22 protein-coding genes and 2 riboswitches are annotated in these 22,922 nt (G+C 42.4%); of the genes, 5 read left to right on the plus strand and 17 right to left on the minus strand.

Features of this window, described 5'->3' with window-relative positions:
* The first annotated feature begins 49 nt into the window (after window positions 1-49).
* Window positions 50-1,252 carry a tyrosine-type recombinase/integrase gene (locus tag ACSVDJ_RS14800; RefSeq protein WP_439166804.1) on the plus strand — a complete coding sequence of 401 codons (1,203 nt, stop codon included), beginning with the start codon at window positions 50-52 and terminating at the stop codon, window positions 1,250-1,252.
* 45 nt (window positions 1,253-1,297) lie between these two features.
* Here ACSVDJ_RS14800 and sufB read toward each other — a convergent pair whose 3' ends face one another.
* From sufB to sufC, 5 genes are read right to left on the minus strand one after another with little or no spacing between them, the layout of a single operon-like run.
* Entirely contained in the window at window positions 1,298-2,695 is a 1,398-nt protein-coding gene (gene sufB / locus ACSVDJ_RS14805; protein WP_439166806.1) for a Fe-S cluster assembly protein SufB, read from the minus strand.
* 27 nt (window positions 2,696-2,722) lie between these two features.
* Window positions 2,723-3,157 (minus strand): Fe-S cluster assembly sulfur transfer protein SufU, encoded by a 435-nt coding sequence (sufU, locus tag ACSVDJ_RS14810; protein ID WP_439166808.1) that lies wholly within the window; start codon window positions 3,155-3,157, stop codon window positions 2,723-2,725.
* Window positions 3,147-4,376 (minus strand): cysteine desulfurase, encoded by a 1,230-nt coding sequence (locus ACSVDJ_RS14815; protein ID WP_439166810.1) that lies wholly within the window; start codon window positions 4,374-4,376, stop codon window positions 3,147-3,149. The genes sufU and ACSVDJ_RS14815 overlap by 11 nt, the downstream gene beginning before the upstream one ends.
* On the minus strand, window positions 4,376-5,686 hold the full coding sequence (gene sufD / locus ACSVDJ_RS14820) for a Fe-S cluster assembly protein SufD (RefSeq protein WP_439166812.1): 1,311 nt from the start codon (window positions 5,684-5,686) through the stop codon (window positions 4,376-4,378). The genes ACSVDJ_RS14815 and sufD overlap by 1 nt, the downstream gene beginning before the upstream one ends.
* Before the next feature lie 38 nt (window positions 5,687-5,724).
* The gene (sufC, locus tag ACSVDJ_RS14825) at window positions 5,725-6,504 is read right to left on the minus strand and encodes a Fe-S cluster assembly ATPase SufC (protein WP_439166814.1); all 780 of its coding nucleotides are present in this window, start codon (window positions 6,502-6,504) and stop codon (window positions 5,725-5,727) included.
* A gap of 349 nt (window positions 6,505-6,853) precedes the next feature.
* A riboswitch (cobalamin riboswitch) is annotated at window positions 6,854-7,035 on the plus strand.
* Window positions 7,036-7,205: 170 nt separating this feature from the next.
* Here sufC and ACSVDJ_RS14830 point away from each other — a divergent pair.
* From ACSVDJ_RS14830 to ACSVDJ_RS14840, 3 genes are read left to right on the plus strand one after another with little or no spacing between them, the layout of a single operon-like run.
* Window positions 7,206-9,428, plus strand: coding sequence for a ribonucleoside-diphosphate reductase subunit alpha (locus ACSVDJ_RS14830; protein WP_439166816.1), 2,223 nt, complete (start codon window positions 7,206-7,208; stop codon window positions 9,426-9,428).
* On the plus strand, window positions 9,416-9,844 hold the full coding sequence (locus ACSVDJ_RS14835) for a flavodoxin (protein ID WP_439166818.1): 429 nt from the start codon (window positions 9,416-9,418) through the stop codon (window positions 9,842-9,844). Before ACSVDJ_RS14830 ends, ACSVDJ_RS14835 begins: the two co-directional genes overlap by 13 nt.
* A complete protein-coding gene (locus tag ACSVDJ_RS14840; RefSeq protein WP_439166820.1) occupies window positions 9,808-10,869 on the plus strand; it encodes a ribonucleotide-diphosphate reductase subunit beta in 1,062 nt (353 codons plus the stop codon). The genes ACSVDJ_RS14835 and ACSVDJ_RS14840 overlap by 37 nt, the downstream gene beginning before the upstream one ends.
* Before the next feature lie 170 nt (window positions 10,870-11,039).
* On the opposite strand, the gene ACSVDJ_RS14845 is transcribed toward ACSVDJ_RS14840, so the two are convergent.
* The 12 genes from ACSVDJ_RS14845 to ACSVDJ_RS14900 form a co-directional block, all read right to left on the minus strand.
* Window positions 11,040-11,237, minus strand: a complete 198-nt coding sequence (locus ACSVDJ_RS14845; protein ID WP_518619199.1) for a YuzK family famiily protein — start codon at window positions 11,235-11,237, stop codon at window positions 11,040-11,042.
* A 411-nt stretch (window positions 11,238-11,648) separates the two neighbouring features.
* A complete protein-coding gene (locus tag ACSVDJ_RS14850; RefSeq protein ID WP_439166824.1) occupies window positions 11,649-12,485 on the minus strand; it encodes a MetQ/NlpA family ABC transporter substrate-binding protein in 837 nt (278 codons plus the stop codon).
* Between the two features lie 15 nt (window positions 12,486-12,500).
* Window positions 12,501-13,169, minus strand: coding sequence for a methionine ABC transporter permease (locus ACSVDJ_RS14855; protein ID WP_439166826.1), 669 nt, complete (start codon window positions 13,167-13,169; stop codon window positions 12,501-12,503).
* Window positions 13,162-14,181 carry a methionine ABC transporter ATP-binding protein gene (locus tag ACSVDJ_RS14860; RefSeq protein WP_439166828.1) on the minus strand — a complete coding sequence of 340 codons (1,020 nt, stop codon included), beginning with the start codon at window positions 14,179-14,181 and terminating at the stop codon, window positions 13,162-13,164. Before ACSVDJ_RS14860 ends, ACSVDJ_RS14855 begins: the two co-directional genes overlap by 8 nt.
* A 77-nt stretch (window positions 14,182-14,258) precedes the next feature.
* Window positions 14,259-14,370, minus strand: a riboswitch (SAM riboswitch).
* A gap of 131 nt (window positions 14,371-14,501) precedes the next feature.
* Window positions 14,502-14,834, minus strand: a complete 333-nt coding sequence (locus ACSVDJ_RS14865; protein WP_439166830.1) for a hypothetical protein — start codon at window positions 14,832-14,834, stop codon at window positions 14,502-14,504.
* 122 nt (window positions 14,835-14,956) lie between these two features.
* Window positions 14,957-15,253: a thioredoxin family protein gene (locus ACSVDJ_RS14870; protein ID WP_439166832.1), complete on the minus strand. Its 297-nt coding sequence runs from the start codon at window positions 15,251-15,253 to the stop codon at window positions 14,957-14,959.
* Window positions 15,254-15,255: 2 nt separating this feature from the next.
* Complete coding sequence (locus ACSVDJ_RS14875; RefSeq protein ID WP_439166900.1) at window positions 15,256-15,606, minus strand: toprim domain-containing protein; 351 nt, start codon at window positions 15,604-15,606, stop codon at window positions 15,256-15,258.
* Window positions 15,607-15,690: 84 nt separating this feature from the next.
* Window positions 15,691-16,074 carry a glycine cleavage system protein GcvH gene (gene gcvH, locus ACSVDJ_RS14880; RefSeq protein ID WP_439166834.1) on the minus strand — a complete coding sequence of 128 codons (384 nt, stop codon included), beginning with the start codon at window positions 16,072-16,074 and terminating at the stop codon, window positions 15,691-15,693.
* A gap of 71 nt (window positions 16,075-16,145) precedes the next feature.
* Entirely contained in the window at window positions 16,146-16,508 is a 363-nt protein-coding gene (locus ACSVDJ_RS14885) for an arsenate reductase family protein (protein ID WP_439166903.1), read from the minus strand.
* A 136-nt stretch (window positions 16,509-16,644) separates the two neighbouring features.
* Window positions 16,645-18,432 carry an acyl-CoA dehydrogenase FadE gene (locus ACSVDJ_RS14890; RefSeq protein WP_439166836.1) on the minus strand — a complete coding sequence of 596 codons (1,788 nt, stop codon included), beginning with the start codon at window positions 18,430-18,432 and terminating at the stop codon, window positions 16,645-16,647.
* Window positions 18,433-18,456: 24 nt separating this feature from the next.
* A complete protein-coding gene (locus ACSVDJ_RS14895) occupies window positions 18,457-19,632 on the minus strand; it encodes an acetyl-CoA C-acetyltransferase (RefSeq protein WP_439166838.1) in 1,176 nt (391 codons plus the stop codon).
* A gap of 21 nt (window positions 19,633-19,653) precedes the next feature.
* A complete protein-coding gene (locus ACSVDJ_RS14900; protein ID WP_439166841.1) occupies window positions 19,654-22,026 on the minus strand; it encodes a 3-hydroxyacyl-CoA dehydrogenase/enoyl-CoA hydratase family protein in 2,373 nt (790 codons plus the stop codon).
* 620 nt (window positions 22,027-22,646) lie between these two features.
* Here ACSVDJ_RS14900 and ACSVDJ_RS14905 point away from each other — a divergent pair.
* Complete coding sequence (locus ACSVDJ_RS14905) at window positions 22,647-22,790, plus strand: hypothetical protein (RefSeq protein WP_439166843.1); 144 nt, start codon at window positions 22,647-22,649, stop codon at window positions 22,788-22,790.
* Window positions 22,791-22,922: the final 132 nt, after the last annotated feature.

The raw sequence follows: 22,922 nt of genomic DNA on the forward strand, positions 1-22,922 counted from the left end.
CGATAAAAACGAACGTATATTCTATTGATTATGCTAAGGAGGGATAATAGTGGCTACCTTTAGACAGTTAAAAAGCGGAAGATGGCAAGCTCGTGTTTCGCAAGATGGGCACGAGTTTAGTATCGGAACATTTCGAACTAAAAAAGAAGCCATGTTAGAAGCTGGTAAGGTTGAAGAGAAAATATATTATGGCCATACTCTTGCTGATAAAAATAAGTTGTTTGGTGAAGTGGCCAAAGAATGGCTACATGTACAAAAGCGAGAAGATTTAAAAGAATCGACATTTATCCAGTATGACTCTGTTTTAAAAAATCATATTCTCCCTTATTTTGAACAGAAAAAAATATTCCGGATCAAAAGAATTGATATAAAACGATGGAGCAACATGTATGCTGAAATGGTAAATCCAGATGGATCAGAAAAATACTCTTATGGATCTCGTCTGCGTTACTTATCTATATTAAAAAGTATATTTCACTACGCAACGAATGATCTTGAAATTTTAGAGAAAGATCCTTCTATCAAATTAAGAGTACCAAGAAAAGATAAGGCTCGTGAAGAAGATATCATCAAATACTATTCATTAGATGAATTGAATCAGTTGCTGGATTATATGAAAGATTACAAACCTATGCGTTTTAAAGAATACAACTTTTACTATGTTTTATTTTATTTATTAAGTCGTACTGGATTAAGAATTAGTGAGTCTTTAGCTCTTACGTGGGATGATGTCATAGGTGACATATTGATAGTTAATAAACAAACAAGCAGAGATGACAATAATCGTGTGAATATCACTTCACCAAAAAACTTATCAAGTAACCGTAAAATAAAAATGGATGGTGATCTCGTTAAAGTCTTAAAGAAATTTAAGATCCGCCAAAAAGAAATGGAGTGGCAAGATCCTCGATTCAAAAAGAATGAAGACAATATTATTTTTCAAAATGGATTAGGTGAGTACCTTACACCATCTGTCATTAGAGAAATGCTCCAAAAATATTGTAAAGCTGCCGGAGTAGACTATAAAGGTTTACATGTCTTCAGACATACTCATGCGGTCATCCTTTTAGAAAGTGGAGCCAGTTTGAAATATGTATCTCAGCGGCTTGGACATCAAACCATAAAAACAACAGCCGATACGTATCTCGATATCACCGATAAAATAGAAGAAGACGAACTCAATAAGTTCGCCTCTTACACCCAAAAGAAATCTGAATCGGCACAAAATCGGCACGACTCCAATTCTATATAATAAAAACCGTGGTATAAACCCTATTATACCACGGTTTTTTCAACATTATCCGATTGATCCTTCCATTTCGAACTTAATCAAACGGTTCATTTCAACCGCGTATTCCATTGGAAGTTCTTTTGTGAATGGCTCGATGAAGCCCATGACGATCATTTCTGTTGCTTCTTCTTCAGAAACGCCGCGGCTCATCAAGTAGAATAGTTGCTCTTCAGATACTTTTGAAACTTTTGCTTCGTGCTCTAAAGAGATGTTGTCGTTTAAGATTTCGTTGTATGGAATCGTATCCGATGTGGATTGGTTATCCATAATTAACGTGTCGCACTCGATGTTGGAGCGAGCGCCTTCTGCTTTGCGTCCGAAGTGAACGATACCGCGGTACGTTACTTTTCCGCCTTGTTTGGCGATCGATTTAGATACGATCGTTGAAGATGTGTTCGGTGCAAGGTGAATCATTTTTGCTCCGGCATCTTGGTGTTGGCCTTTACCAGCGATCGCGATGGAAAGGGTTAAACCACGAGCACCTTCGCCTTTTAGAATAACGGCTGGGTATTTCATCGTTAATTTCGAGCCGATGTTTCCGTCGATCCATTCCATCGTTGCGTTTGCTTCACAAACAGCACGCTTCGTTACTAGGTTGTAAACGTTGTTCGCCCAGTTTTGGATCGTTGTGTAACGGCAGTAGGCATCTTTGTTAATGTAGATTTCTACAACCGCACTGTGAAGGGAGTTCGTTGTGTAGACAGGTGCTGTACAGCCTTCTACGTAGTGTACGCTTGCGCCTTCGTCGACGATGATTAGCGTACGCTCGAACTGACCCATGTTTTCAGAGTTGATGCGGAAGTACGCTTGTAATGGCGTATCTACTTTCACACCTGGTGGTACGTAGATGAATGATCCACCTGACCATACCGCTGAGTTTAACGCTGCGAATTTATTGTCTGTTGGAGGGATGACTTTTGCCCAGTATTTACGGAAGATGTCTTCGTTTTCTTTTAACGCTGAATCCGTATCTTTGAAGACGATACCTAAATCTTCTAAGTCTTCCTTCATGTTGTGGTAAACAACCTCTGATTCATACTGTGCAGATACACCCGCAAGATATTTTTGTTCCGCTTCTGGGATACCAAGCTTGTCAAATGTTTGTTTGATTTCTTCTGGTACTTCATCCCAAGAACGCTCGGATTTCTCTGATGGCTTCACGTAGTAAGTGATTTCATCAAAGCTTAATGCCGAAAGGTCGCCGCCCCATTGTGGCATCGCCATTTCGTAAAAATGATCGAGTGATTTTAAGCGGAAGTCTAACATCCATTGTGGTTCGTCTTTTAATTTAGAGATTTCTTCCACGATTTCACGTGTTAATCCACGCTCTGAACGGTAAACAGATACGTCTTTATCTTTAAAACCGTATTTGTAATCCCCGATTTCTGGCATTTTCTTTGCCATGTTATATTCCTCCTGTCGTCATTATGATTATTCGTTCTCGTTCAATCCTTTTTCCATCGCTTTCCACGCTAACGTCGCACATTTAATACGAGCCGGGAACTTGGAAACGCCCTGTAAAGCTTCGATATCGCCAAGATCGATGTCATCTGGATAGTCATTGCCTTGCATCATATCGGAAAAGATTTGTGAAAGCTTTAAAGCTGTGTCAATATCTTTTCCTTTGACTGCTTGCGTCATCATCGAAGCGGAAGCCATGGAGATCGAACACCCTTCTCCATCGAACTTCGCCGCTGTTACTTTGCCGTCTTCTACATTCAATGTTAAATGAATGCGATCGCCACAAGTCGGATTATTCATATCGATCGTTAAGCTGCCGTCTTCAATCTGACCTTTGTTGCGCGGATTTTTATAATGATCCATAATCACTTGGCGGTACAGCTGATCTAAATTATTAAAAGACATCGCTGAAATACTCCTTTGTTTTGAGAAGCCCTGCAACAAGCTTATCAATATCTTCCTCTGTGTTATACAGGTAGAAGCTTGCTCTTGCTGTAGCGGAAACATCTAGCCATTTCATTAGTGGCTGTGCACAATGATGGCCTGCACGAACAGCAATTCCTTCTGCATCTAACACCGTTGCCACATCATGAGGATGAACGTCGTCTAAGTTGAACGTGACAAGTCCTGCACGTTGTTCACCAGACATTGGTCCGTAAATTTGCATCCCAGGAATGGTGCTCATTTTCTCAAGTGCATAGGCCGCTAAGCGATGCTCATAGCGCTCGATTTCATCCAGTCCAATTTCTTGGAGAAAATCAATCGCCGCGCCAAGACCGATTGCCCCAGCGATGATCGGAGTTCCGCCTTCAAATTTCCACGGAAGCTCTTTCCACGTTGATTCTTGTAAACCAACGAAGTCGATCATTTCGCCGCCGAATTCCACAGGCTCCATGTGATCAAGTAATTGCTTTTTACCGTACAACACGCCAATACCAGTCGGTGCACACATTTTATGACCAGAGAAAGCAAGGAAATCACAGTCGAGATCCTGTACATCAATCTTCATATGTGGCGCCGATTGAGCACCATCTACGACCATGACCGCCCCGTGCTGATGAGCGATTTCGGCAATTTCCTTCACTGGGTTGATCGTACCAAGGACGTTCGATACCATCATGACAGATACAATCTTTGTCTTATCGGTAATCGTTGCCTTCGCATCTTCTACTAAGATCGTTCCATCGGCTTGAAGCGGAATATATTTTAGCGTCGCACCTTTTTCCTTTGCTAGCTGCTGCCAAGGAATGATGTTGCTGTGGTGCTCCATGTATGTGATGACGATTTCGTCGCCTTCTTTTACGTTTGCACGTCCGTAGCTCGCCGCCACCGTATTGATCGATGTCGTCGTGCCACGGGTAAAAATAATTTCCTCACGCGCCGCCGCGTTAATGAATTTACGCACTTTGTCGCGCGCTCCTTCATACGAGTCCGTTGCACGTGTACCGAGTGTATGCACACCGCGGTGAACGTTCGAGTTATCCTCACGATAATATTTATTCAATGCCTCAATCACTTGCACTGGCTTTTGTGAAGTGGCCGAACTGTCTAAATAAACGAGCGGATATCCATTGACTTCTTGGTCAAGAATCGGAAAGTATTTTTTAATTTCCTTCGCGTTCATTAGCGAACTTTCCTTTCAATCACTTCAGTCAATTGCTGTTTAACTCCTTCGATCGGAAGTTTATCAACAACTGGCGCTAAAAATCCGTGAATGATTAAACGTTCTGCTTCTTGACGAGAAATTCCGCGGCTCATTAAGTAATACAATTGCATCGGATCTACGCGTCCCACTGATGCTGCGTGACCTGCTGTTACATCATCTTCATCAATCAGAAGAATTGGGTTCGCGTCTCCACGTGCTTTTTCACTAAGCATTAATACGCGTGATTCTTGCTCTGCGTTTGATTTAGAAGCGCCATGCTCGATTTTTCCGATACCGTTGAAAATCGATTTCGCTTCGTCTTTCATAACGCCATGTTTTAAAATATAGCCTTCTGTGTTTTTGCCGAAGTGAACGACTTTCGTTGTGAAGTTTTGTGATTGCTTGCCGCGACCGACAACAACTGTTTTCGTATCAGCAAATGAACCCGCACCGATTAAGTTCGTGACGTTTTCTGATACCGTATCACCATCGTTCATTAGACCAAGTGCCCAATCAATGCGAGCATCGCGGTCAGTTACTCCACGACGGTTCACATATGTTGTTACACCGCTATTTAAATGATCTACCGCTCCGTACACCACTTTCGCATTTGGCCCAGCGATCACTTCTGTCACGATATTCGCAACAGCATTTTCTGTTTCCACTGTGGATATATAGTTTTCCACGTAAGTGACAACACTGTTATCTTCTGCCACGACTAATACGTGGTTGAAAAGCGCCGCATCCGCATGGTCATGCACATATACCGCTTGAATCGGTTCTTTCACTTCAACATTTTTCGGAACGTATAGGAAAGTTCCTCCGTTCATTAATGCTGCGTGTAAAGCCGTTAATTTATGCTCATCGACTTTGACCGCTTCTGTCATGAAGTATTTTTCTACAAGCTCGCTATGCTCTTTCACCGCTGTATGAATATCGGTAAAGATGACACCTTGCGCCTTTAATTCTTCCGATACAGATAAGAAAGCAGCCGTTTGGTTGCGTTGAATGTAAAGGTTTTTGTCTGCTTGCTCGATATCAATTAATGATTTCACTTCTTCAGGAAGCTCTTCTAAAGAAGCAAACCCTTCACTTGTCACTTCATGAGCCGCAAATTGCGTGAAGTTCCATTTATCGATTTTTGTTTTTTCCGCTACTGGTAACGGTAGTACATCTATTTTATCAAGAGCCGCTAAACGCAAGTCAGTTAGCCACTGAGCGTCGCCTTTTTGCGCTGAAAATGAGCGAACGTACTCTTGATCTACTGGTAAATTTGTTTCTACAGTCATGTTCATCCTCCTAGTGATCAGCTTTCGTAAAATGGCTCTTATTGATTCACTGTTTCGTCTTCGATTCCAAGCTCTTGCTTAATCCAGTCATATCCTTCTGCTTCTAAGCGTTGTGCAAGCTCAGGTCCACCTGATTTCACGATACGACCTTGCATCATAACATGTACTTTATCAGGAGTGATGTAGTTCAAAAGACGTTGATAGTGAGTGATCATTAGGCATCCGAACTCATTGCTACGCATGTCATTAATTCCTTTAGAAACGACTTTTAATGCATCGATATCTAAACCAGAATCGATTTCATCAAGGATCGCAATTTTTGGCTCGATCATCATTAATTGCAAAATTTCGTTACGCTTTTTCTCTCCACCAGAGAAGCCTTCGTTTAAGTAACGTTGCGCCATATCTTGATCCATTTCAAGGAAGTCCATTTTTTCGTCCATTTTACGGATGAATTTCATTAAAGAAATTTCATCACCCTCTTCACGGCGGCTATTGATCGCAGAACGTAAGAAGTCGGCATTTGTTACACCTGTAATTTCGCTTGGATATTGCATCGCAAGAAATAGGCCGGCACGAGCGCGCTCGTCTACTTCCATTTCTAATACGTCTTCACCGTCAAGTTCAATGCTACCTTTTGTCACTTCATATTTCGGATGACCCATGATTGCGGAAGATAATGTTGATTTACCTGTTCCGTTTGGTCCCATAATCGCGTGGAATTCTCCACCTTTTATCTCAAGGTTTACACCCTTTAAAATCTCTTTACCCTCAATTGCTACGTGTAAATCTTTCATTACTAATGTAGAAGCTGTCATATCTATACCTCCGTCGTTATTGAAAATGTTATTGAATTATTGTCATTCTCAATTTATTCTCATTACAATCTTATAACAAATTAAAAGTATATTCAACCAATCTAAAAGAATTGCTGAGATATTTGATTATACCAAAAATTTTACTGCATCATATAATATTCTCTCCTAAAAATACCTAAAAAATAACTAACAGGAATCCACTGTTTTTGTTTGTCAATATGTTGACCACTCATCTTACTTATGTAAAATAAAAGAAGGAAAAAAATCAGTTTGTACACCTATAAATAAAATTGCCTATTTACGATTTAGACACAACATGTTAGGGTAGTATGAGTACAAAAACACAATATATAGTATAACGATGTCGTGGTACCGTAACGGTTTAATAGGGAATCCAACAAATGGAGCTGTCCCCGCAACTGTACGCGCTGACGACCGTCTTGAAGAACCACTGTAGCACTTTTTGCTGCGGGAAGGCAGGCGGAAGGAGGAAGCGTAAGCCAGTAGACCTGCCACTCATCGTCAAGCGACACGTTCTTCGGGGATTGAGAAGTTGGAAGCGAGTGAATTGACCACATGCAAGTATAGCATATTCTTTCGCTTGTTTCCTAGATTAAATTCAATCATTCAGACGAACCCCGATGTGGATCGTCTTTTTATTTTGCAGTTAAGAAGAACAAGCGAGAGAGAGGTTTAAGTATATGACAATTGTAAGTGAAAAATTAAATGAGGAAGCAATCTTAGCATCACTGAAAAAGGAGTTTGGAACAGAGCAAATAGCACTGTTAGAAAAAGCGAGCGAAAAATGGCGTGAACGTCATCCAGATGAAACCGTAAAGGCGTGGACGACGGCGATGATTTTAGAAGCATTAAGTTGCATAGATGAAGCCGCTCCTCATTGGACATATATCGCAGCTCGTCTCTATTTGCACGAAGTATACGACACACAACAAGCTCTTCGTGGTATGGCACCGTATTCAAATTTTGATCAACATGTGGAGAAATTGGTGGAGCAAGGTCTTTATACGCCAATGCTCATCGAAAAATATGAACGATCCGAACTACAAGAGATCGGTCAATTGATCGTGCCAGAACGTGATCAACTCTTTACATATATCGGGTTGAAAACGTTGATGGATCGCTATGTCGCAGTCGATTTCAATAATCAACCAGTAGAATTACCACAGGAACGTTGGCTCGTGATCGCGATGACGTTGATGCAAGATGAGCAAGTACAACGAGTGGAAAAAATTGCAGAAGCGTATTGGGCGATGAGTCAGCTTTATATGACAGTGGCAACACCAACACTTGCCAACGCTGGGAAGCCACATGGACAACTATCCAGCTGCTTTATTGATACGGTTGATGATTCTTTACAAGGAATTTATAACAGCAACACCGATGTTGCCAACTTGTCGAAGTACGGTGGCGGTATCGGTGTATACATGGGGAAAGTACGTGCTAGAGGCTCTTCCATTCGTGGATTTAAAGGGGCATCAAGTGGTGTTCTTCCGTGGATTAAACAATTGAATAATACAGCGGTCAGTGTCGACCAACTCGGTCAGCGTCAAGGAGCGATTGCGGTTTATTTAGATGTTTGGCATCAAGATATTCTTACCTTCCTCGATTTAAAGTTAAACAACGGAGACGAGCGTTTGCGAGCTCATGATATTTTTACAGGGGTCTGCTTGCCAGATTTATTTATGGAACAAGTAGAACAACGAGGAGATTGGCATTTATTTGACCCACATGAAGTGCGTACGGTGATGGGTTACTCGCTTGAAGATTTTTACGATGAAACGCGTGGCAATGGTTCTTTCCGTGAAAAATATGAAGAATGTGTCCAACATCCATCTTTAACGAGAAAAACAGTGCCAGCGATCGAAGTGATGAAACGGATTATGAAGAGCCAGTTAGAAACAGGAACACCGTTTATGTTTTATCGGGATGAAGCAAACCGCGCAAACCCGAATAAACATGAAGGTATGATTTATTCTAGCAATCTTTGTACGGAAATTATGCAAAATATGAGCCCAACTGCCTTTGAGTCAGTGACATTAGAAAATGATCTCGTCGTGACACGTTCAAAACCGGGCGATTTTGTCGTGTGTAATTTGTCATCTGTCAACCTTGGACGGGCAGTTCCAGCGGGTGTATTAGAACGTCTCATTCCGATTCAAGTTCGAATGCTTGATAACGTAATTGATTTAAACAAAATTCCAGTTGTTCAAGCAGAGCGTACGAATCGTCGCTATCGCGGTATTGGGCTTGGAACGTTCGGATGGCATCATTTGCTTGCATTAGAGAACATTCAATGGGAATCAGAAGAAGCGGTAAATTATGCCGATAAACTTTATGAAAAAGTAGCATTTTTAACGATTAAATCTTCCATGGAGTTAGCGAAAGAAAAAGAGGCCTATCCATTGTTTGAAGGATCAGATTGGCACACAGGTTACTATTTTGAACAAAAAGGCTATCAATCCGAGCAATGGCTTGCATTGAAAAAAGAAGTGGCTACAAACGGTATGCGCAACGGCTACGTCATGGCGGTTGCACCAAATAGCTCCACATCAGTTATTGCAGGCTCAACAGCTTCTATTGATCCGATTTTTAAACCTTTTTATCACGAAGAGAAAAAAGATTATAAATTACCAGTTGTTGCACCAGATTTAAATCATCGAACGTATGATGTTTACCGACACTCTGCTTACATTGTCGATCAGCGTTGGTCAATTAAACAAAATGCAGCACGCCAACACCATATCGATCAAGCTGTGTCGTTTAACCTTTACGTACCGAACAATATTCGTGCTTCCGTGTTACTCGACCTCCATATTCAAGTATGGAAATCTAACATAAAAACAACATACTATATGCGTTCGACAGCGTCTGATATAGAGGAGTGCGAGTGGTGTCATTCTTAATTGCCTATGCATCATGGAGTGGCAATACCGAGGAAGTGGCGGAATTGATTGCGGAACAATTACAAAATCAGCAGTTTGATGTCACGCTCTATCAAATCGGAACCGACCCCGTTCCAAATGTCCGGGCATTCGATGCCTTATTTCTCGGTTCGTTTACATGGGATCGGGGTTCGACGCCAGATAGCGTCAAAGATTTCGTTGCAGAAGTCGGTTATAAACCGCAACATGTCTACGTTTTTGGCACAGGGGATACACAATTCGGTGGCGATGAATTGTTTTGTCATGCAGCGGTAAAGCTTGCTCGCTTTTATGAATCCCGTTATGAGCCGTTAAAAATTGAACAAAGTCCTCGTGGGCAACAAGAGAAGAAAGTATTGGAATGGACGAAAGGAGTGACTCAACATTGGAAAAATTAAAACGGGTGAAAGTTTTACATCCAGCAAGTCCGAATAAGGCAACAGCTCTTTTTGGTGGTGAAGCGAGCGGAATTTTAAATTGGAACGACCTCGCTTACCCTCAGTTTTATACGTTGCGTCAACGGATTCGTTCGCTTTTTTGGACAGCAAACGAAGTCGATATGACACAAGATGTAAAGCAATTTTCAACTTTATCACAAACGGAACAAGACGCGTATTTAAAAATTATCGGGTTACTCGCAACATTAGATGGACCTCAAACCGTCATCGCAATGAAAATTGCTGATTTCGCAACAGATCCATCGATAAAGTCGATAATGGCGACGATCGCTGACCAAGAAAGTGAGCATAATCATAGTTATGCGTACGTCCTGTCGTCTGTTACGACGCTCGATAAACAATTAGCGTCGTTTGAAATGGGACGTCAAGATGAAGTATTGAAGAAGCGTAATGAACGAATTGTCGATGTTTACAATGAGTTTGCCGCCAATCCGACGATGGAGACGGTTTTAAAAGCGATGGTCTATACGACATTGTTAGAAGGGCTATTCTTTTACAGTGGGTTTGCGTTCTTTTACAATTTAGCACGCCATCAAAAAATGGTCGGTACGTCGACGATGATTTCTTACATTAATCGAGATGAATTACAACACGGGAAAGCGATTAGCGATATTTTTAGAGCGACGCTTGCTGAAAATCCAGCTTATAATACCGAGCAATTTACGGAGTGGATTTACGATCAATTCCGTCATTCTGTCGAACAAGAAATTATATGGAGTCGTTATGTACTCGGTAATATCGATGGTATTGACCTCGAAGAAATGGATGGTTATATAAAATACCGTGCGAATAAAATGCTTAGAATGCTCGGATTAAGTGAGATTTATGATGAATTCACAGAAAATCCAATGAAGTGGATTCGCGCGTATGTCGACAATTTTGATGATACAAAAACGGATTTCTTTGAACAAACATCTCGTCAATATGTGAAAACAAGTGATTTAAACGGTTTTGATGATTTGTAAAAATGAAAGGAGCCTCCAGAAAGTCAGTTTTCACTGATTTTCTGGAGGCTTCTTTAACTTTACGAGCGGCTTCTTTAACCTTACAAGCGATTTCTTCGACTTTCTTGGACACCCCTTTTAATTTTGAAGCACGAAAAAAACCAGCAGTAATGCACTGGTTTTTCTCATTATTATGATAAATGATTGATAAATCGACGGCTAACAGCTGCTACCATGCGCCGACTATTGACATAGTCTTCTTCGCGCTGGCGTTCCACATTCATCCTCACTTCATGATTTTGACTGTACACCTCGTATCCGACTCCATGTGCTCCATGCATCGCCTTCTCCATACCTTCTGTGTACGTTAAATTCAGTGAGTTAAACAAATTAATAGGGAATCATTCCTTTCCTTTTTTTAACTTGCACTATCTATGTTAACAATCATTGGCTTTTTCCACAAAAAGCATATAGCCTGCTCTCATCGCCTCTCACTAGCTCTCCACTACTGACATCCGGATCACTCCCCTTATTCTTAAAATTCTTACTATATCCTTTCATATCCTCCCGCTAATGTTGCTAGCTTATCGCCCTTTTAATATGTGATGAGCACGAGCGGTTTATACGAGATTTTTAAGCAGACAAAGAGCCGATCGGGCGTGATTGGCCTATAATTGGGCGCTTTCCTCTTATTATTGGGCGCGATTCGAACAAAATTGGGCGGCAACAACCAATCATCGGGCGCAGAGCCCACAAAAAAAGCTTGCCGCTCCATAATCAAGCGACAAGCTTCTTTCTATTTATTCGTTTACTGGCACGATCGCGCCTTTCCATTCGTTCATAATAAAGTCTTGAATTTCTTGTGAATGTAACGCGTCGATCAACGCTTTAATTTTTTCATTCTCTTCATCTCCGCTGCGCACAGCTACGATGTTCACGTATGGAGAATCGTTTGATTCAATAACAATCGGATCTTTCAACGGATCTAACCCTGAATCAATCGCGAAGTTAGAATTAATTACTACGATGTCACCTTCTCCATTATTAAATGCTTGTGGAAGGAAAGCAGGTTCATAGTTATATTCAAATTGTAAGTCCTTTTTATTTTCGCTAACGTCTTCAAGTGTCGCATCCGTTTTATTAATACCATCTTTCAGCTTAATGAGACCTTCTTTTTCTAACAGGCTTAACACACGACCATGGTCAGCTACAGAGCTGCTCATTAACACTTTTGCCCCTTTAGATAGTTCATCTAAGCTTTTATATTTTTTCGAGTACACACCGATTGGCTCGATATGAATACCACCTGCGTTTTCAAACTTGTAACCATGCTCTTTCTTTTGTAACTCTAAAAACGGAATATGCTGATAGTAGTTCGCATCTAATTCGCCTTCATCTAACGCTTTGTTTGGCAATATATAGTCATTGAATGTTTCAATTTCTAGCTCATAGCCTTTTGCTTCTAATAACGGCTTAGCTTCTTCTAAAATGATCGCATGCGGAACGTTAGATGCCCCAACAACCAATTTCTTGTTTTCTTCTGATTTACCTTCTTCTTTTTTCTCTTCTGAACCGCCGCATGCTGCGAGGGCTAATACCACCAATGATGTAAGTAAAGCAAATAACCACTTTTTCATTCTATTTCCTCCTCATTATCTTTTATCTAATTTCTTAGTGAACAAGTCACCAATGAATTGAATCGCAAATACGATGAGTACAATAATGACGGTTGCCACGAACGTCACGTCGCTTTGACTGCGTTGGAAGCCGTCTAAAAAGGCTAAGTTTCCAAGCCCACCAGCCCCAATGGCACCTGCCATCGCTGTGTAGCCAACTAAGACGATCGCCGTGACCGTAATACCAGAAACTAAGGCTGGCATCGACTCTGGCAACAACACTTTAAAAATAATGGTGCTCGTTTTCGCCCCCATCGAGCGGGCCGCTTCAATGACCCCTTTATCAATCTCTCTTAGCCCAATCTCAACAATCCGAGCATAAAACGGGGATGCCCCAATAATTAAAGCAGGTAATGCTGCATCTTCACCAATCATCGTCCCAACAAGCACTTTCGTAAACGGAATTAATAAAATGATTAAAATAATAAACGGAATCGACCGAAACACGTTCACGTACGTAGCAACAATCACATGCACCGCTTTATTTTCTAATATTTGACCCTTCGATGTTAAAAATAAGAGTAAACCTAGTAAAATACCAAGAATAAAAGTCGCAACAACTGAAATTCCCGTCATATAAAGCGTTTCACCAGTTGCTCCCCAAATTTTATCCCACTTCACATTTGGTAACCATTGCTCAAGCATGGGTGATCACCTCCGAACTCACTTGATGTTGATCTAAGTAGGCAACTGCTCGGCTCACTTCTTCTTCCGCACCCGTTAAGTGAACAAAGAGCGAGCCATAAGCGCCCTCTTGCGTTTGCGACACGTTTCCTTGAACGATATTAACAGATATTTGAAAATTGCGAATTAACTCGGTAATAATCGGCTGTTCAGCGGATTCGCCAATAAAGCTCAACTTAATCACTTTCCCTTTTTGTTCAAGTAAATGCGCAATCGTCTCTCTCGACTCCTCTGTCCCCGTCACTTGCTGAACAAATCGCTTCGTAATCGGCTGCTTCGGATGCTTAAACACATCGAGCACCTGTCCTAATTCCACGACATTTCCTGCTTCCATCACAGCCACGCGATGACAAATTTTGCGGATAACATGCATTTCGTGAGTAATTAACACTATCGTTAACCCGAGTCGCTCATTAATATCTACTAGCAAGTCCAAAATCGAATCCGTCGTTTGCGGATCAAGTGCGGACGTCGCTTCATCGCATAAAAGCACTTTCGGATTGTTCGCTAATGCTCTCGCAATCCCGACACGCTGTTTCTGACCACCGCTTAGCTGAGAAGGATAAGCCTCTTCACGACCTTCCAGCCCAACTAGCTGAATCAGTTCATCGACGCGCTCTTTTCGTTTTTCTTTCGGAACACCAGCAATTTCAAGTGGAAAGGCGATATTTTCCCGAACCGTTCTCGACCAAAGCAAGTTAAAATGCTGAAAAATCATGCTAATCTCTTGGCGTGCTTGTCTCAGTTCCGCTCCTCGAATATTTGATACTTTACGACCAGCGACAACGACCGACCCTTCAGAAGGAGATTCAAGCCCATTCAGCATGCGGATTAGCGTACTCTTTCCCGCTCCACTGTAACCGATGATGCCAAAGATTTCTCCTTGATCTATGTTTAAATTAATGTCATCTACCGCTGTCACTGTGCCACTCTTCGTTGCAAAAATCTTTTTCACATTTGCAATTGAAATCATATGGCTTCACTCTCCCTTTAAAATAAAAAACCTTTCTGCCGCAATGAGCAGAAAGGGATAAGTTGTTAAGGTCCTTTCTCTCATCTACCAAAGCAATCGCTTTGTGTGAATTGGCACCTTTTCAACAAATCATTGTTGAAGGTTGCCGGGCTTCGTCGGGCACAATCCCTCCACCTCTCTTGATAAGAGTTTCGCTATTCAATTAATTGTTGAGACTGATTGTATCATCTTAGTTTGAAAATTGTCAATAAGAAAAATATTTTTTATTATCTCGTGCGGATGGCTCCAGTCCATACGCCGTTGAACAGCGCCTTCCGCTTTTAATCATACGCCCGACAAAGCCAGAGGAGGGATTCGAACCAGAGTTGCAGTCGATAAAGGCCTGATAGGTCCACTTTGCCCATGCGATGGTACAGAAAAAGGCGTTGTTCTCCCGCCAAACAGTGAGCCATGTTGCCTTTTTTGGCACTCACTTTTAACTGCCACGGCTGAAAGTCTTCGTTGGAAAAAGCAATGCCTTCTTTGCTAATCGTCAACAACCAATGTTCATGTTCATCTTCTAACAGCACACCAACAGGTTCAACTGGTAGCATTGAATGGAGATGCGCTCTTTCTTGACATGCCTCTTGAATCATCGAAAGTTGCTTATGCAATCCGCCCGCCTCCTCTAATTGCTTTATGATTACTTATTTCAAAAAAAAGGGCGGAAAATCCTTTAAGAATTGCTCGACAATATCTTCGCCAAAAAACCTGCCAAAACGATGGCAGGTTGTCGTTAATACTGATTTAATTTTTCATAAATATGCGGAACAGACTGAAACGCATAAATCTTTTCCATCAGCTGACCTTTATGAAAAATAAGTAAGCACGGAACACTTTCAATGCTATAGGTTTCGGCAAAATCCTCGTAATAATTTAAATTGATCCGAGCCCATTCGTAAGCTGTTCCTACTTTTTCTACGACATCGAGCATTTTCGAAGCGAGCTGGCACGTCCCACACATGGGAGCGTAGGCGTAAATCGCTACTTTCGGCTGTTGCTCGATCATCGCTAACAATTGTTCTGGCTGCATGTTTATCCACCTTTTTGCAAAAACTTACTGTGCACATCGATGTTGGCACTTAATAGGATCGTAGCTAAATGTCGATAAGGAGCAGTCGCCACTTCTTTATACACTCGATCAATATATAAATGATGAGCTTCTGGCAGCTCGCGAATAAATAGCTTTCGCAGCTTTTCCCCTGCTTTGTCGGCATCTACTAAAATATACACATCTCGACCATCAAGCTCATCGATCATTTCATCTAACTTGCTCACACCAATCGTACCATTTGTGCAAATGATTTCAACTGGCTCTTTCACGATTTCTTGTACTCTTCTTTTATCAGAAGTGCCTTCAACAACAATCGTTTTCTCCACAAACATCGTCATCACCCTTCGCCTCGATGATCAGTCTGTCTATTTTTAAAGAAAAGCACCTCCATCACGTGGAAGTGCTCTCGTTCGTCATTAGTCTTCTTTCACCATTTCCTCATATTGCTCAGCCGTCATTAAGCCGTCTACTTGAGAAGCATCGGATACTTCAACAACGACCATCCAAGCTTTTTCATAAGGAGATTCATTCACTAGCTCTGGGCTGTCGTCTAAATCTTCGTTCACTTCAACGACTTTTCCGCTAATAGGTGCGTATAATTCGGAAACTGTTTTAACAGATTCTACGCTACCGAACGGCTCGTTTGCTTTAATTTCATCCCCTACAGATGGAAGCTCAACAAATACGATATCGCCTAGTTCAGACTGTGCAAACTCAGTGATGCCGATGCGAACTTGTTCTCCTTCTGTTTTTATCCACTCATGCTCTTTAGAATAACGTAATTCCTTTGGTGCGTTCATACCTATCCCTCCATTACGTGATTTCAATTAAACTTTACCTATTTTACAAGAACAAAGCAAGAAACTTCTTTCTATTGTTTTGCCCAGTTCATTTCAAAATTGTCTTCCTTGAAACCGACAGTCACTTTCTGTCCATCTGTCGTGAGTGGACGTTTCATTAACATGCCGTCAGAAGCTAAAAGGGTCAGCAATTCGTCTTCCGTAGCCGTTTTGACTTTGTCTTTTAACCCAAGCTCGCGATACTTCTGACCGCTCGTGTTAAAAAACTTCTTCAATTCTAAGCCGCTTTTTTCATATAAATCTTTTAATTCCTCTTTAGAAGGAGGCTGTTCTACAATATGTACTGCTTGAAATTCGATGTTGCGCTCTTCTAACCATTTTTTCGCATTGCGGCACGTTCCGCATTTCGGATACCAATAAAATGTCAACGTCATTCCTTCGTCGACCTCCATTCTAAATAACTTATACCCTTTATAACAAATAACTTCGCTGTTTGCCACATAAAACCCTCTTTTGTAGGTTCGAACGTCAAACGAAACACACCCGCCACTTGAGCGGGTGCTAGCTAAATTAAATGACGTATTTTTCAGCGCTAATTAATTTTTCAGCCGCTTCACGTTTTTTCGTGATGATATTGACTGGTGTGTAGCGTGTTAATTTGCGTAAAACCGATAGCATCATCCGGAGGTTGTCGCCTTCTTCTACAGCGACCAATGTTTCTTTCGCGTGTGCTTCGATTTCATCGAACGCTTCTTGGCAGAAAATTTGCGTGTACAATAATTTTTGTTTGCTCTTCTCTTCTCCTACATTGGCGATCGCTTTTTCTGTGCGCAGAACTGCTGATTCCATCGCATAGACTAAATTAACGATATCCGCTAAATTAGACAACACTTCTTGTTCCTTTTCCAATGCCTTACCATATTTTTGAACCGCTAAACCAGCGGCTACTAGACCGAGTTTCTTGGCGTTTTTCACTAAATATTTTTCTTGTGCGAGTGGCTCTGCCCCCACTTCTTCTGGCATCAGCATCATTAATTCACCTTGTAATTGTTGTGCTTTTTCCAGCAGCGGAAGTTCACCTTTGAACGCTTTTTTGACATAAGTGCCTGGCACGATTAAGCGATTGATCTCATTCGTTCCTTCAAATATGCGGTTAATGCGGGAATCGCGGTACATTCTAGCGATTTCGTACTCTTCCATGAAGCCGTAGCCCCCGTGAATTTGCACGCCTTCATCGACCATATAATCAAGCACCTCTGAGCCGAAGAATTTTCCTAATGAACATTCAATCGCGTATTCAGCAATCGATTGGGAAATCGCCATTCCATCTTTTTGCTCTTCTTCTGACAGCTGGCTCATGCGGTCTTCGAAATAACCAACCGTGCGGTAAATCGCACTTTCAGAAGCATAGAGTTTCGCACCCATCGTGGCAAACTTCTCTTTCGTTAAGTTAAAAGCCGAGATTGGTGTGTTGAACTGCTTGCGCTCATTTGCATATTTCAACGTAATTTCAAGCGCACGCTTTGAGCTTCCGACTGTACCGACACCGAGCTTGTAACGGCCGATATTTAAGATGTTAAACGCGATCACATGGCCGCGACCGACTTCGCCAAGCAAGTTTTCTTTCGGCACTTCGGCATCTTGTAAAATTAATGTCCGCGTTGACGAGCTTTTAATCCCCATTTTGTCTTCTTCTGCCCCTGTGGATACGCCTGGGAATTCTTTCTCGACGATAAAAGCAGAAAATTTATCGCCATCAATTTTCGCGTACACAACGAATACATCGGCAAATCCTGCGTTTGTGATCCATTGCTTTTCACCATTTAACACATAATGCGTGCCGGCTTCATTTAGTTTCGCCGTTGTTTTCGCTCCTAGTGCATCCGACCCCGATCCCGGCTCTGTTAAGGCGTACGCCGCGATTTTTTCCCCTGTGCTCAATGTTGGCAAATACTTTTGCTTTTGCTCTTCGTTTCCGAATAAGACGATCGGCAACGAACCGATTCCAACATGAGCACCGTGTGTGATTGAGAAGCCGCCTGCTACCGCCAATTTCTCCGCGATCAAAGCCGAACTGACTTTATCTAAGTTTAAGCCGCCGTACTCCTCTGGCACATCGGCGCTTAACAGACCGAGCTCACCCGCTTCGTGAAGCAATTTCACCGAGCGCTCAAATTCATGTTTTTCTAAATAAGGGACTTGTGGCATGACACTATTCATCACAAACTCTTCTGTTGTTTTGGCGATCATTTTTTGCTCATCAGAAAAGTCCTCCGGCGTAAATACGCGATCATATGAAATGTCCTCAATTAAAAATGCTCCACCTTTAACAGCTTGCTTTTCCGTTTGATTCGTCATATTTTTCTCCCCCTGTTTCGTTAATTATAAAAGCTCAAATACCCCAGCAGCTCCCATGCCTCCACCGATACACATCGTCACCATTCCAAATTGCTCATTGCGTCGCTTCATCTCATGGATTAAAGATAATGTTAACTTTGCCCCTGTACAGCCTAGTGGATGACCGAGTGCAATCGCTCCCCCGTTGACATTGACCTTTTCTTCATCTAAACCAAGTTCACGAATGACTTGAATCGATTGAGAAGCAAAGGCTTCATTCAACTCGATTAATCCAATGTCGGCTACTTCTAATCCAGCGAGCTTCAACGCTTTCGGAATCGCCACAACCGGCCCAACTCCCATAATTTCCGGAGGGACGCCACCTACTGCGAACGAGCGGAATTTGGCGATCGGTTGTAATCCAAGTGATTCAGCTTTTTCACGTTCCATCACCATCACGGCTGCCGCACCGTCACTCGTTTGTGAGGCGTTCCCTGCTGTAACCGTACCCGTTGTAGAAAAAGCAGGGCGCAGCTTCGCTAACGTGTCCATGTTTGTTCCTAGACGTACCCCTTCGTCCTGTGAAAACTTGATCTGCTTCTCTACCAATTTATTGTCTGCTCCGACATGGCGAAGCGTCACATCCACCGGGACAATTTCATCAACAAATTTCCCTTCCGCGATCGCTTTCGCCGCACGTTCATGACTGCGAACCGCAAACGCATCCTGCTCTTCGCGAGAAATGCCGTATTTTTTAGCAACCTCTTCAGCTGTGTGGCCCATGCTCATATAATATTCAGGCGCATTTTCCGCAAGCCAAATATTCGGACGAACGACATGGCCCATCATCGGTACCATACTCATCGACTCGGCTCCACCAGCAATGATCGTCTCTGCTTGCCCCGTCATAATTCTCTCTGCCGCAAAGGCGATGGACTGTAAACCAGACGAGCAGTAACGGTTGATCGTAATCGCTGGTACGGTGTAAGGAAGCCCCGCAAGCGCACCGATATTTCGCGCCATATTCATTCCTTGCTCCGCTTCCGGCATCGCACAGCCGATAATAACATCGTCAATTTCTCCCTCGTAATTTCCTGCCCGTTTTAACGTTTCTTTCACCGCAATCGCCCCGAGATCGTCTGGACGAACAGTTGCTAACGATCCCTTTTTCGCACGACCGACTGGAGTTCTTGCACCCGCTACAATGACCGCTTCCTTCATACTCTTTCTCCCCCTTGCAAATTAATTACGTAATGGCTTCCCTTTCACGAGCATATGCTGCATTCGCTGTTGTGTTTTCGGCTCTTTACATAAGCTTAAAAAGGCCTCGCGTTCTAAATCTAATAAGTATTGTTCATCCACTTCTGTACCGAATGGAAGCTTCCCACCTGCAATCACATAAGCAAGCTTTTGGGCGATTTTTAAGTCATGCTCAGAAATATAGCCGGACTTTAACATCGATTGCGCACCTAACAGCAGCATCGCATAGCCGGACTCCCCAACGACCGGGATTTTCTTTCTTTTCGGTGCAGTGTAGCCACTCTCATATAAATACAGCGCCGCTTGTTTCGCATCGTGTAAAAGATGATCTGGATTGACGCTCACGCCATCTGCTTTCATTAAGAAATTATTCTCACGAGCCTCTTCACCCGATGTCGACACTTTCGCCATCGCAATCGTTTCAAACACTTTGTTGGCGACATTTTGCAAATCTACTTGCACCCCGTTCGCCATTTGCTCTAAATGGCGGATGTACAGCTCTTTGTTACCACCACCGCCTGGGATCAGACCGACACCTACTTCAACGAGCCCCATATACGTTTCCGTACTTGCTTGAACGTGAGCCGCTGGCAAGCAAACCTCTGCTCCACCGCCAAGCGTCATTGCGAATGGTGCGGCAACTACTGGCTTCGAGCTGTATTTCATTTTCATCATCGCTTGCTGGAAGCCTTTCACAACCATTTCTACATCCCATAAGTTGTCATCTTGTACTTCCATTAAAATCATCGCCAAGTTCGCACCGACACAGAAGTTCTTGCCTTGGTTCCCGATCACAAGCCCTTTGTAGTTCTTCTCGACTTCATCAACGGCATAGTTAATCATTTGGACAATGTCCATGCCGATTGCATTGCTTTTAGAGTGGAATTCAAGTAAGGCGATATCATCACCAATATCAATAAGACTTGCGCCACTATTGCTTTTAATCACGTTTCCTTGCTTCTTCAATTTTTTCAAATCGATTATTTTCGAATTGACCGGGACCGATGTATATTCCCCTTTATGGTAAAAACCATCTTCTTTATAAAACGAAGTATGACCGCTTGCGAGCATTTCTTTCACCCAAGCAGGCACATTTAACCCTTCTGCTTCCATCTTCTCGACCGACTTCTCGACACCGATCGCATCCCACATTTCAAACGGTCCTTGACTCCAGCCAAAGCCCCATTTCATCGCCTGATCAATCGCTAAAATATCGTCAGCAATTTCGCCTGTCAATTCAGCGGAATAGGTCAGTACAGGCGCGATAATCTTCCATAAAAATTGGCCAGCCTTATCATCAGCGTAAATAAGCGCTTTCAATTTGGCTCCGGTGCCTTTTTGCTGCTTTGCCATTTCAATCGAAGCGGCCGTTAACTTCTTTTGCTCACTATATTCCATCGTTTCTGGATGTAATTCTAAAATCGTCTTGCCTTCTTTTTTGAAAAAGCCTTGCCCGCTTTTCGCGCCAATCCAGCCGTTGTCGCGCATATTTTTTATGAATTCCGGCACTTCAAATACTTGCTTTTCTTCCCCTTCTACTTGCTCATACACATTGTTGGCAACGTGAATAAACGTGTCGAGGCCAACAACATCCAACGTTCGGAAAGTGGCACTTTTCGGGCGACCAATTAACGGACCAGTAATCGAATCCACTTCCCCTGGTGTGAAACCTGTCACAAGCATTTCCTGCGCCGTTTTCAACAAGCCATATGTGCCAATGCGGTTCGCGATAAAGTTTGGCGTATCCTTCGCCAGCACCACACCTTTACCGAGCGTGTCTTCTCCAAATGTTTTCATATATTCAAGCACGTCAGGATCAGTGTCCTTCGTCGGAATTACTTCTAGTAGCTTTAAATAACGAGGTGGATTAAAGAAATGTGTTCCTAAAAAATGTTTGCGAAAATCTTCCGAGCGGCCTTCTGCCATCGCTTCAATCGAAATACCGGATGTATTAGAGCTGATGATACTGCCCGGTTTGCGATACTTCTCAATCGTTTCAAATACTTGTTTTTTGACATCAAGATTTTCAACAACGACTTCAATAATCCAATCGACTTCTTGCAATTGCTCTAAGTCATCTTCTAAGTTCCCTGCAGTAATCAGTGAGAGATTCTTTTTAGATGTAAGCGGAGCCGGCTTTTGCTTTAATAGCTTCTTCAGCGCTCCTGCTGAAAAACGATTGCGCACTTGACGATCGTTCAATGTTAACCCCTTTGCTTCCTCTTCCTTCGACAATTCGCGAGGAACAATATCTAACAAAATCGATGGTATGCCAATATTCGCTAAATGTGCCGCAATCCCTGAACCCATCACACCTGACCCAAGAACAGCTGCTTTTTGAATGTGCTGAACCAACTTCATTTCCCCCTTCACACCCTTTTGAATGAATGCTCATTCATTTATTAATAACTCTAATATAACCCAATTAACAAAATGGCGCAATACAAAAGACAAAAAACTATAAATTTTCTAACTATTATATTCATCTATACCACATTTGGACCCGTTCAAAACGTCATAAAGTGAAACTTCAATCAGTGGGGGGTTTTCTTTATCCCCCACTGATTGTTAGTTGAACCAATCGGGCTTTTACGGGCTGTTGATCTCCCACCTAGATGACTGCGCTCTTTCTGCCATGTTGAGGTGGGAGTCTTACAGCCCGTTAATGCGGGAAAAATTCAGCGATCATGATATAATGAACATACAATCGATTGAAATGAAGGTGAAATGTAATGAAAAAAATCAGCTGGATCTTAACAGCCATCGGGATCGTACTTATGCTCGCCGGTCTGCTCTATCCATTAGAAATGATCACTAAAGCAACATTCCAAAAAACACTACTAAGCGGCGCACTCATCATGTTCGTCGGCTCAATGATTAGATCGTACGCCATATTGAAAGATAAATAGAAAAGCGGAAGGCGCTGTTTAGCGACGTATGGACTGGAGTGATCCGATCGAGATAAAAGAAACACGATGAACGTCAGTGAATCGATGTTGACTTATCGCAAGGAGGATCATGGAAGTCCACTAGTCGCTAGCGCCTGCAGCTGGACAAGAAAAGCGGAGCCGACTGTTCAGACACGACAAGCAAATGTTCTGGCACTGGAAAGGCGATGAGCCTTGTAAGTGACAGGTTATTTGACTCGAGTGTCTAGGAGGCGGAGCTGGATCATGAAAAACACAAAACGGACTCATCTTATTAGACGAGTCCGTTTTTCTATTGATAATTGGCGAATCATCAATATATCG

This window comes from Bacillus sp. Hm123, from assembly GCF_051842975.2.
Lineage (GTDB): Bacteria > Bacillota > Bacilli > Bacillales > Domibacillaceae > Bacillus_CE.

Bases quoted from the DNA above. Each gene is read 5' to 3' on its own strand.
- sufB (WP_439166806.1), bottom strand. From the start codon at position 2,695: ATGGCAAAGAAAATGCCAGAAATCGGGGATTACAAATACGGTTTTAAA.
- sufU (WP_439166808.1), bottom strand. From the start codon at position 3,157: ATGTCTTTTAATAATTTAGATCAGCTGTACCGCCAAGTGATTATGGAT.
- ACSVDJ_RS14815 (WP_439166810.1), bottom strand. From the start codon at position 4,376: ATGAACGCGAAGGAAATTAAAAAATACTTTCCGATTCTTGACCAAGAA.
- sufD (WP_439166812.1), bottom strand. From the start codon at position 5,686: ATGACTGTAGAAACAAATTTACCAGTAGATCAAGAGTACGTTCGCTCA.
- sufC (WP_439166814.1), bottom strand. From the start codon at position 6,504: ATGACAGCTTCTACATTAGTAATGAAAGATTTACACGTAGCAATTGAG.
- ACSVDJ_RS14830 (WP_439166816.1), top strand. From the start codon at position 7,206: ATGACAATTGTAAGTGAAAAATTAAATGAGGAAGCAATCTTAGCATCA.
- ACSVDJ_RS14840 (WP_439166820.1), top strand. From the start codon at position 9,808: ATGGACGAAAGGAGTGACTCAACATTGGAAAAATTAAAACGGGTGAAA.
- ACSVDJ_RS14850 (WP_439166824.1), bottom strand. From the start codon at position 12,485: ATGAAAAAGTGGTTATTTGCTTTACTTACATCATTGGTGGTATTAGCC.
- ACSVDJ_RS14855 (WP_439166826.1), bottom strand. From the start codon at position 13,169: ATGCTTGAGCAATGGTTACCAAATGTGAAGTGGGATAAAATTTGGGGA.
- ACSVDJ_RS14860 (WP_439166828.1), bottom strand. From the start codon at position 14,181: ATGATTTCAATTGCAAATGTGAAAAAGATTTTTGCAACGAAGAGTGGC.
- ACSVDJ_RS14870 (WP_439166832.1), bottom strand. From the start codon at position 15,253: ATGCAGCCAGAACAATTGTTAGCGATGATCGAGCAACAGCCGAAAGTA.
- ACSVDJ_RS14875 (WP_439166900.1), bottom strand. From the start codon at position 15,606: ATGTTTGTGGAGAAAACGATTGTTGTTGAAGGCACTTCTGATAAAAGA.
- gcvH (WP_439166834.1), bottom strand. From the start codon at position 16,074: ATGAACGCACCAAAGGAATTACGTTATTCTAAAGAGCATGAGTGGATA.
- ACSVDJ_RS14885 (WP_439166903.1), bottom strand. From the start codon at position 16,508: ATGACGTTGACATTTTATTGGTATCCGAAATGCGGAACGTGCCGCAAT.
- ACSVDJ_RS14890 (WP_439166836.1), bottom strand. From the start codon at position 18,432: ATGACGAATCAAACGGAAAAGCAAGCTGTTAAAGGTGGAGCATTTTTA.
- ACSVDJ_RS14895 (WP_439166838.1), bottom strand. From the start codon at position 19,632: ATGAAGGAAGCGGTCATTGTAGCGGGTGCAAGAACTCCAGTCGGTCGT.
- ACSVDJ_RS14905 (WP_439166843.1), top strand. From the start codon at position 22,647: ATGAACGTCAGTGAATCGATGTTGACTTATCGCAAGGAGGATCATGGA.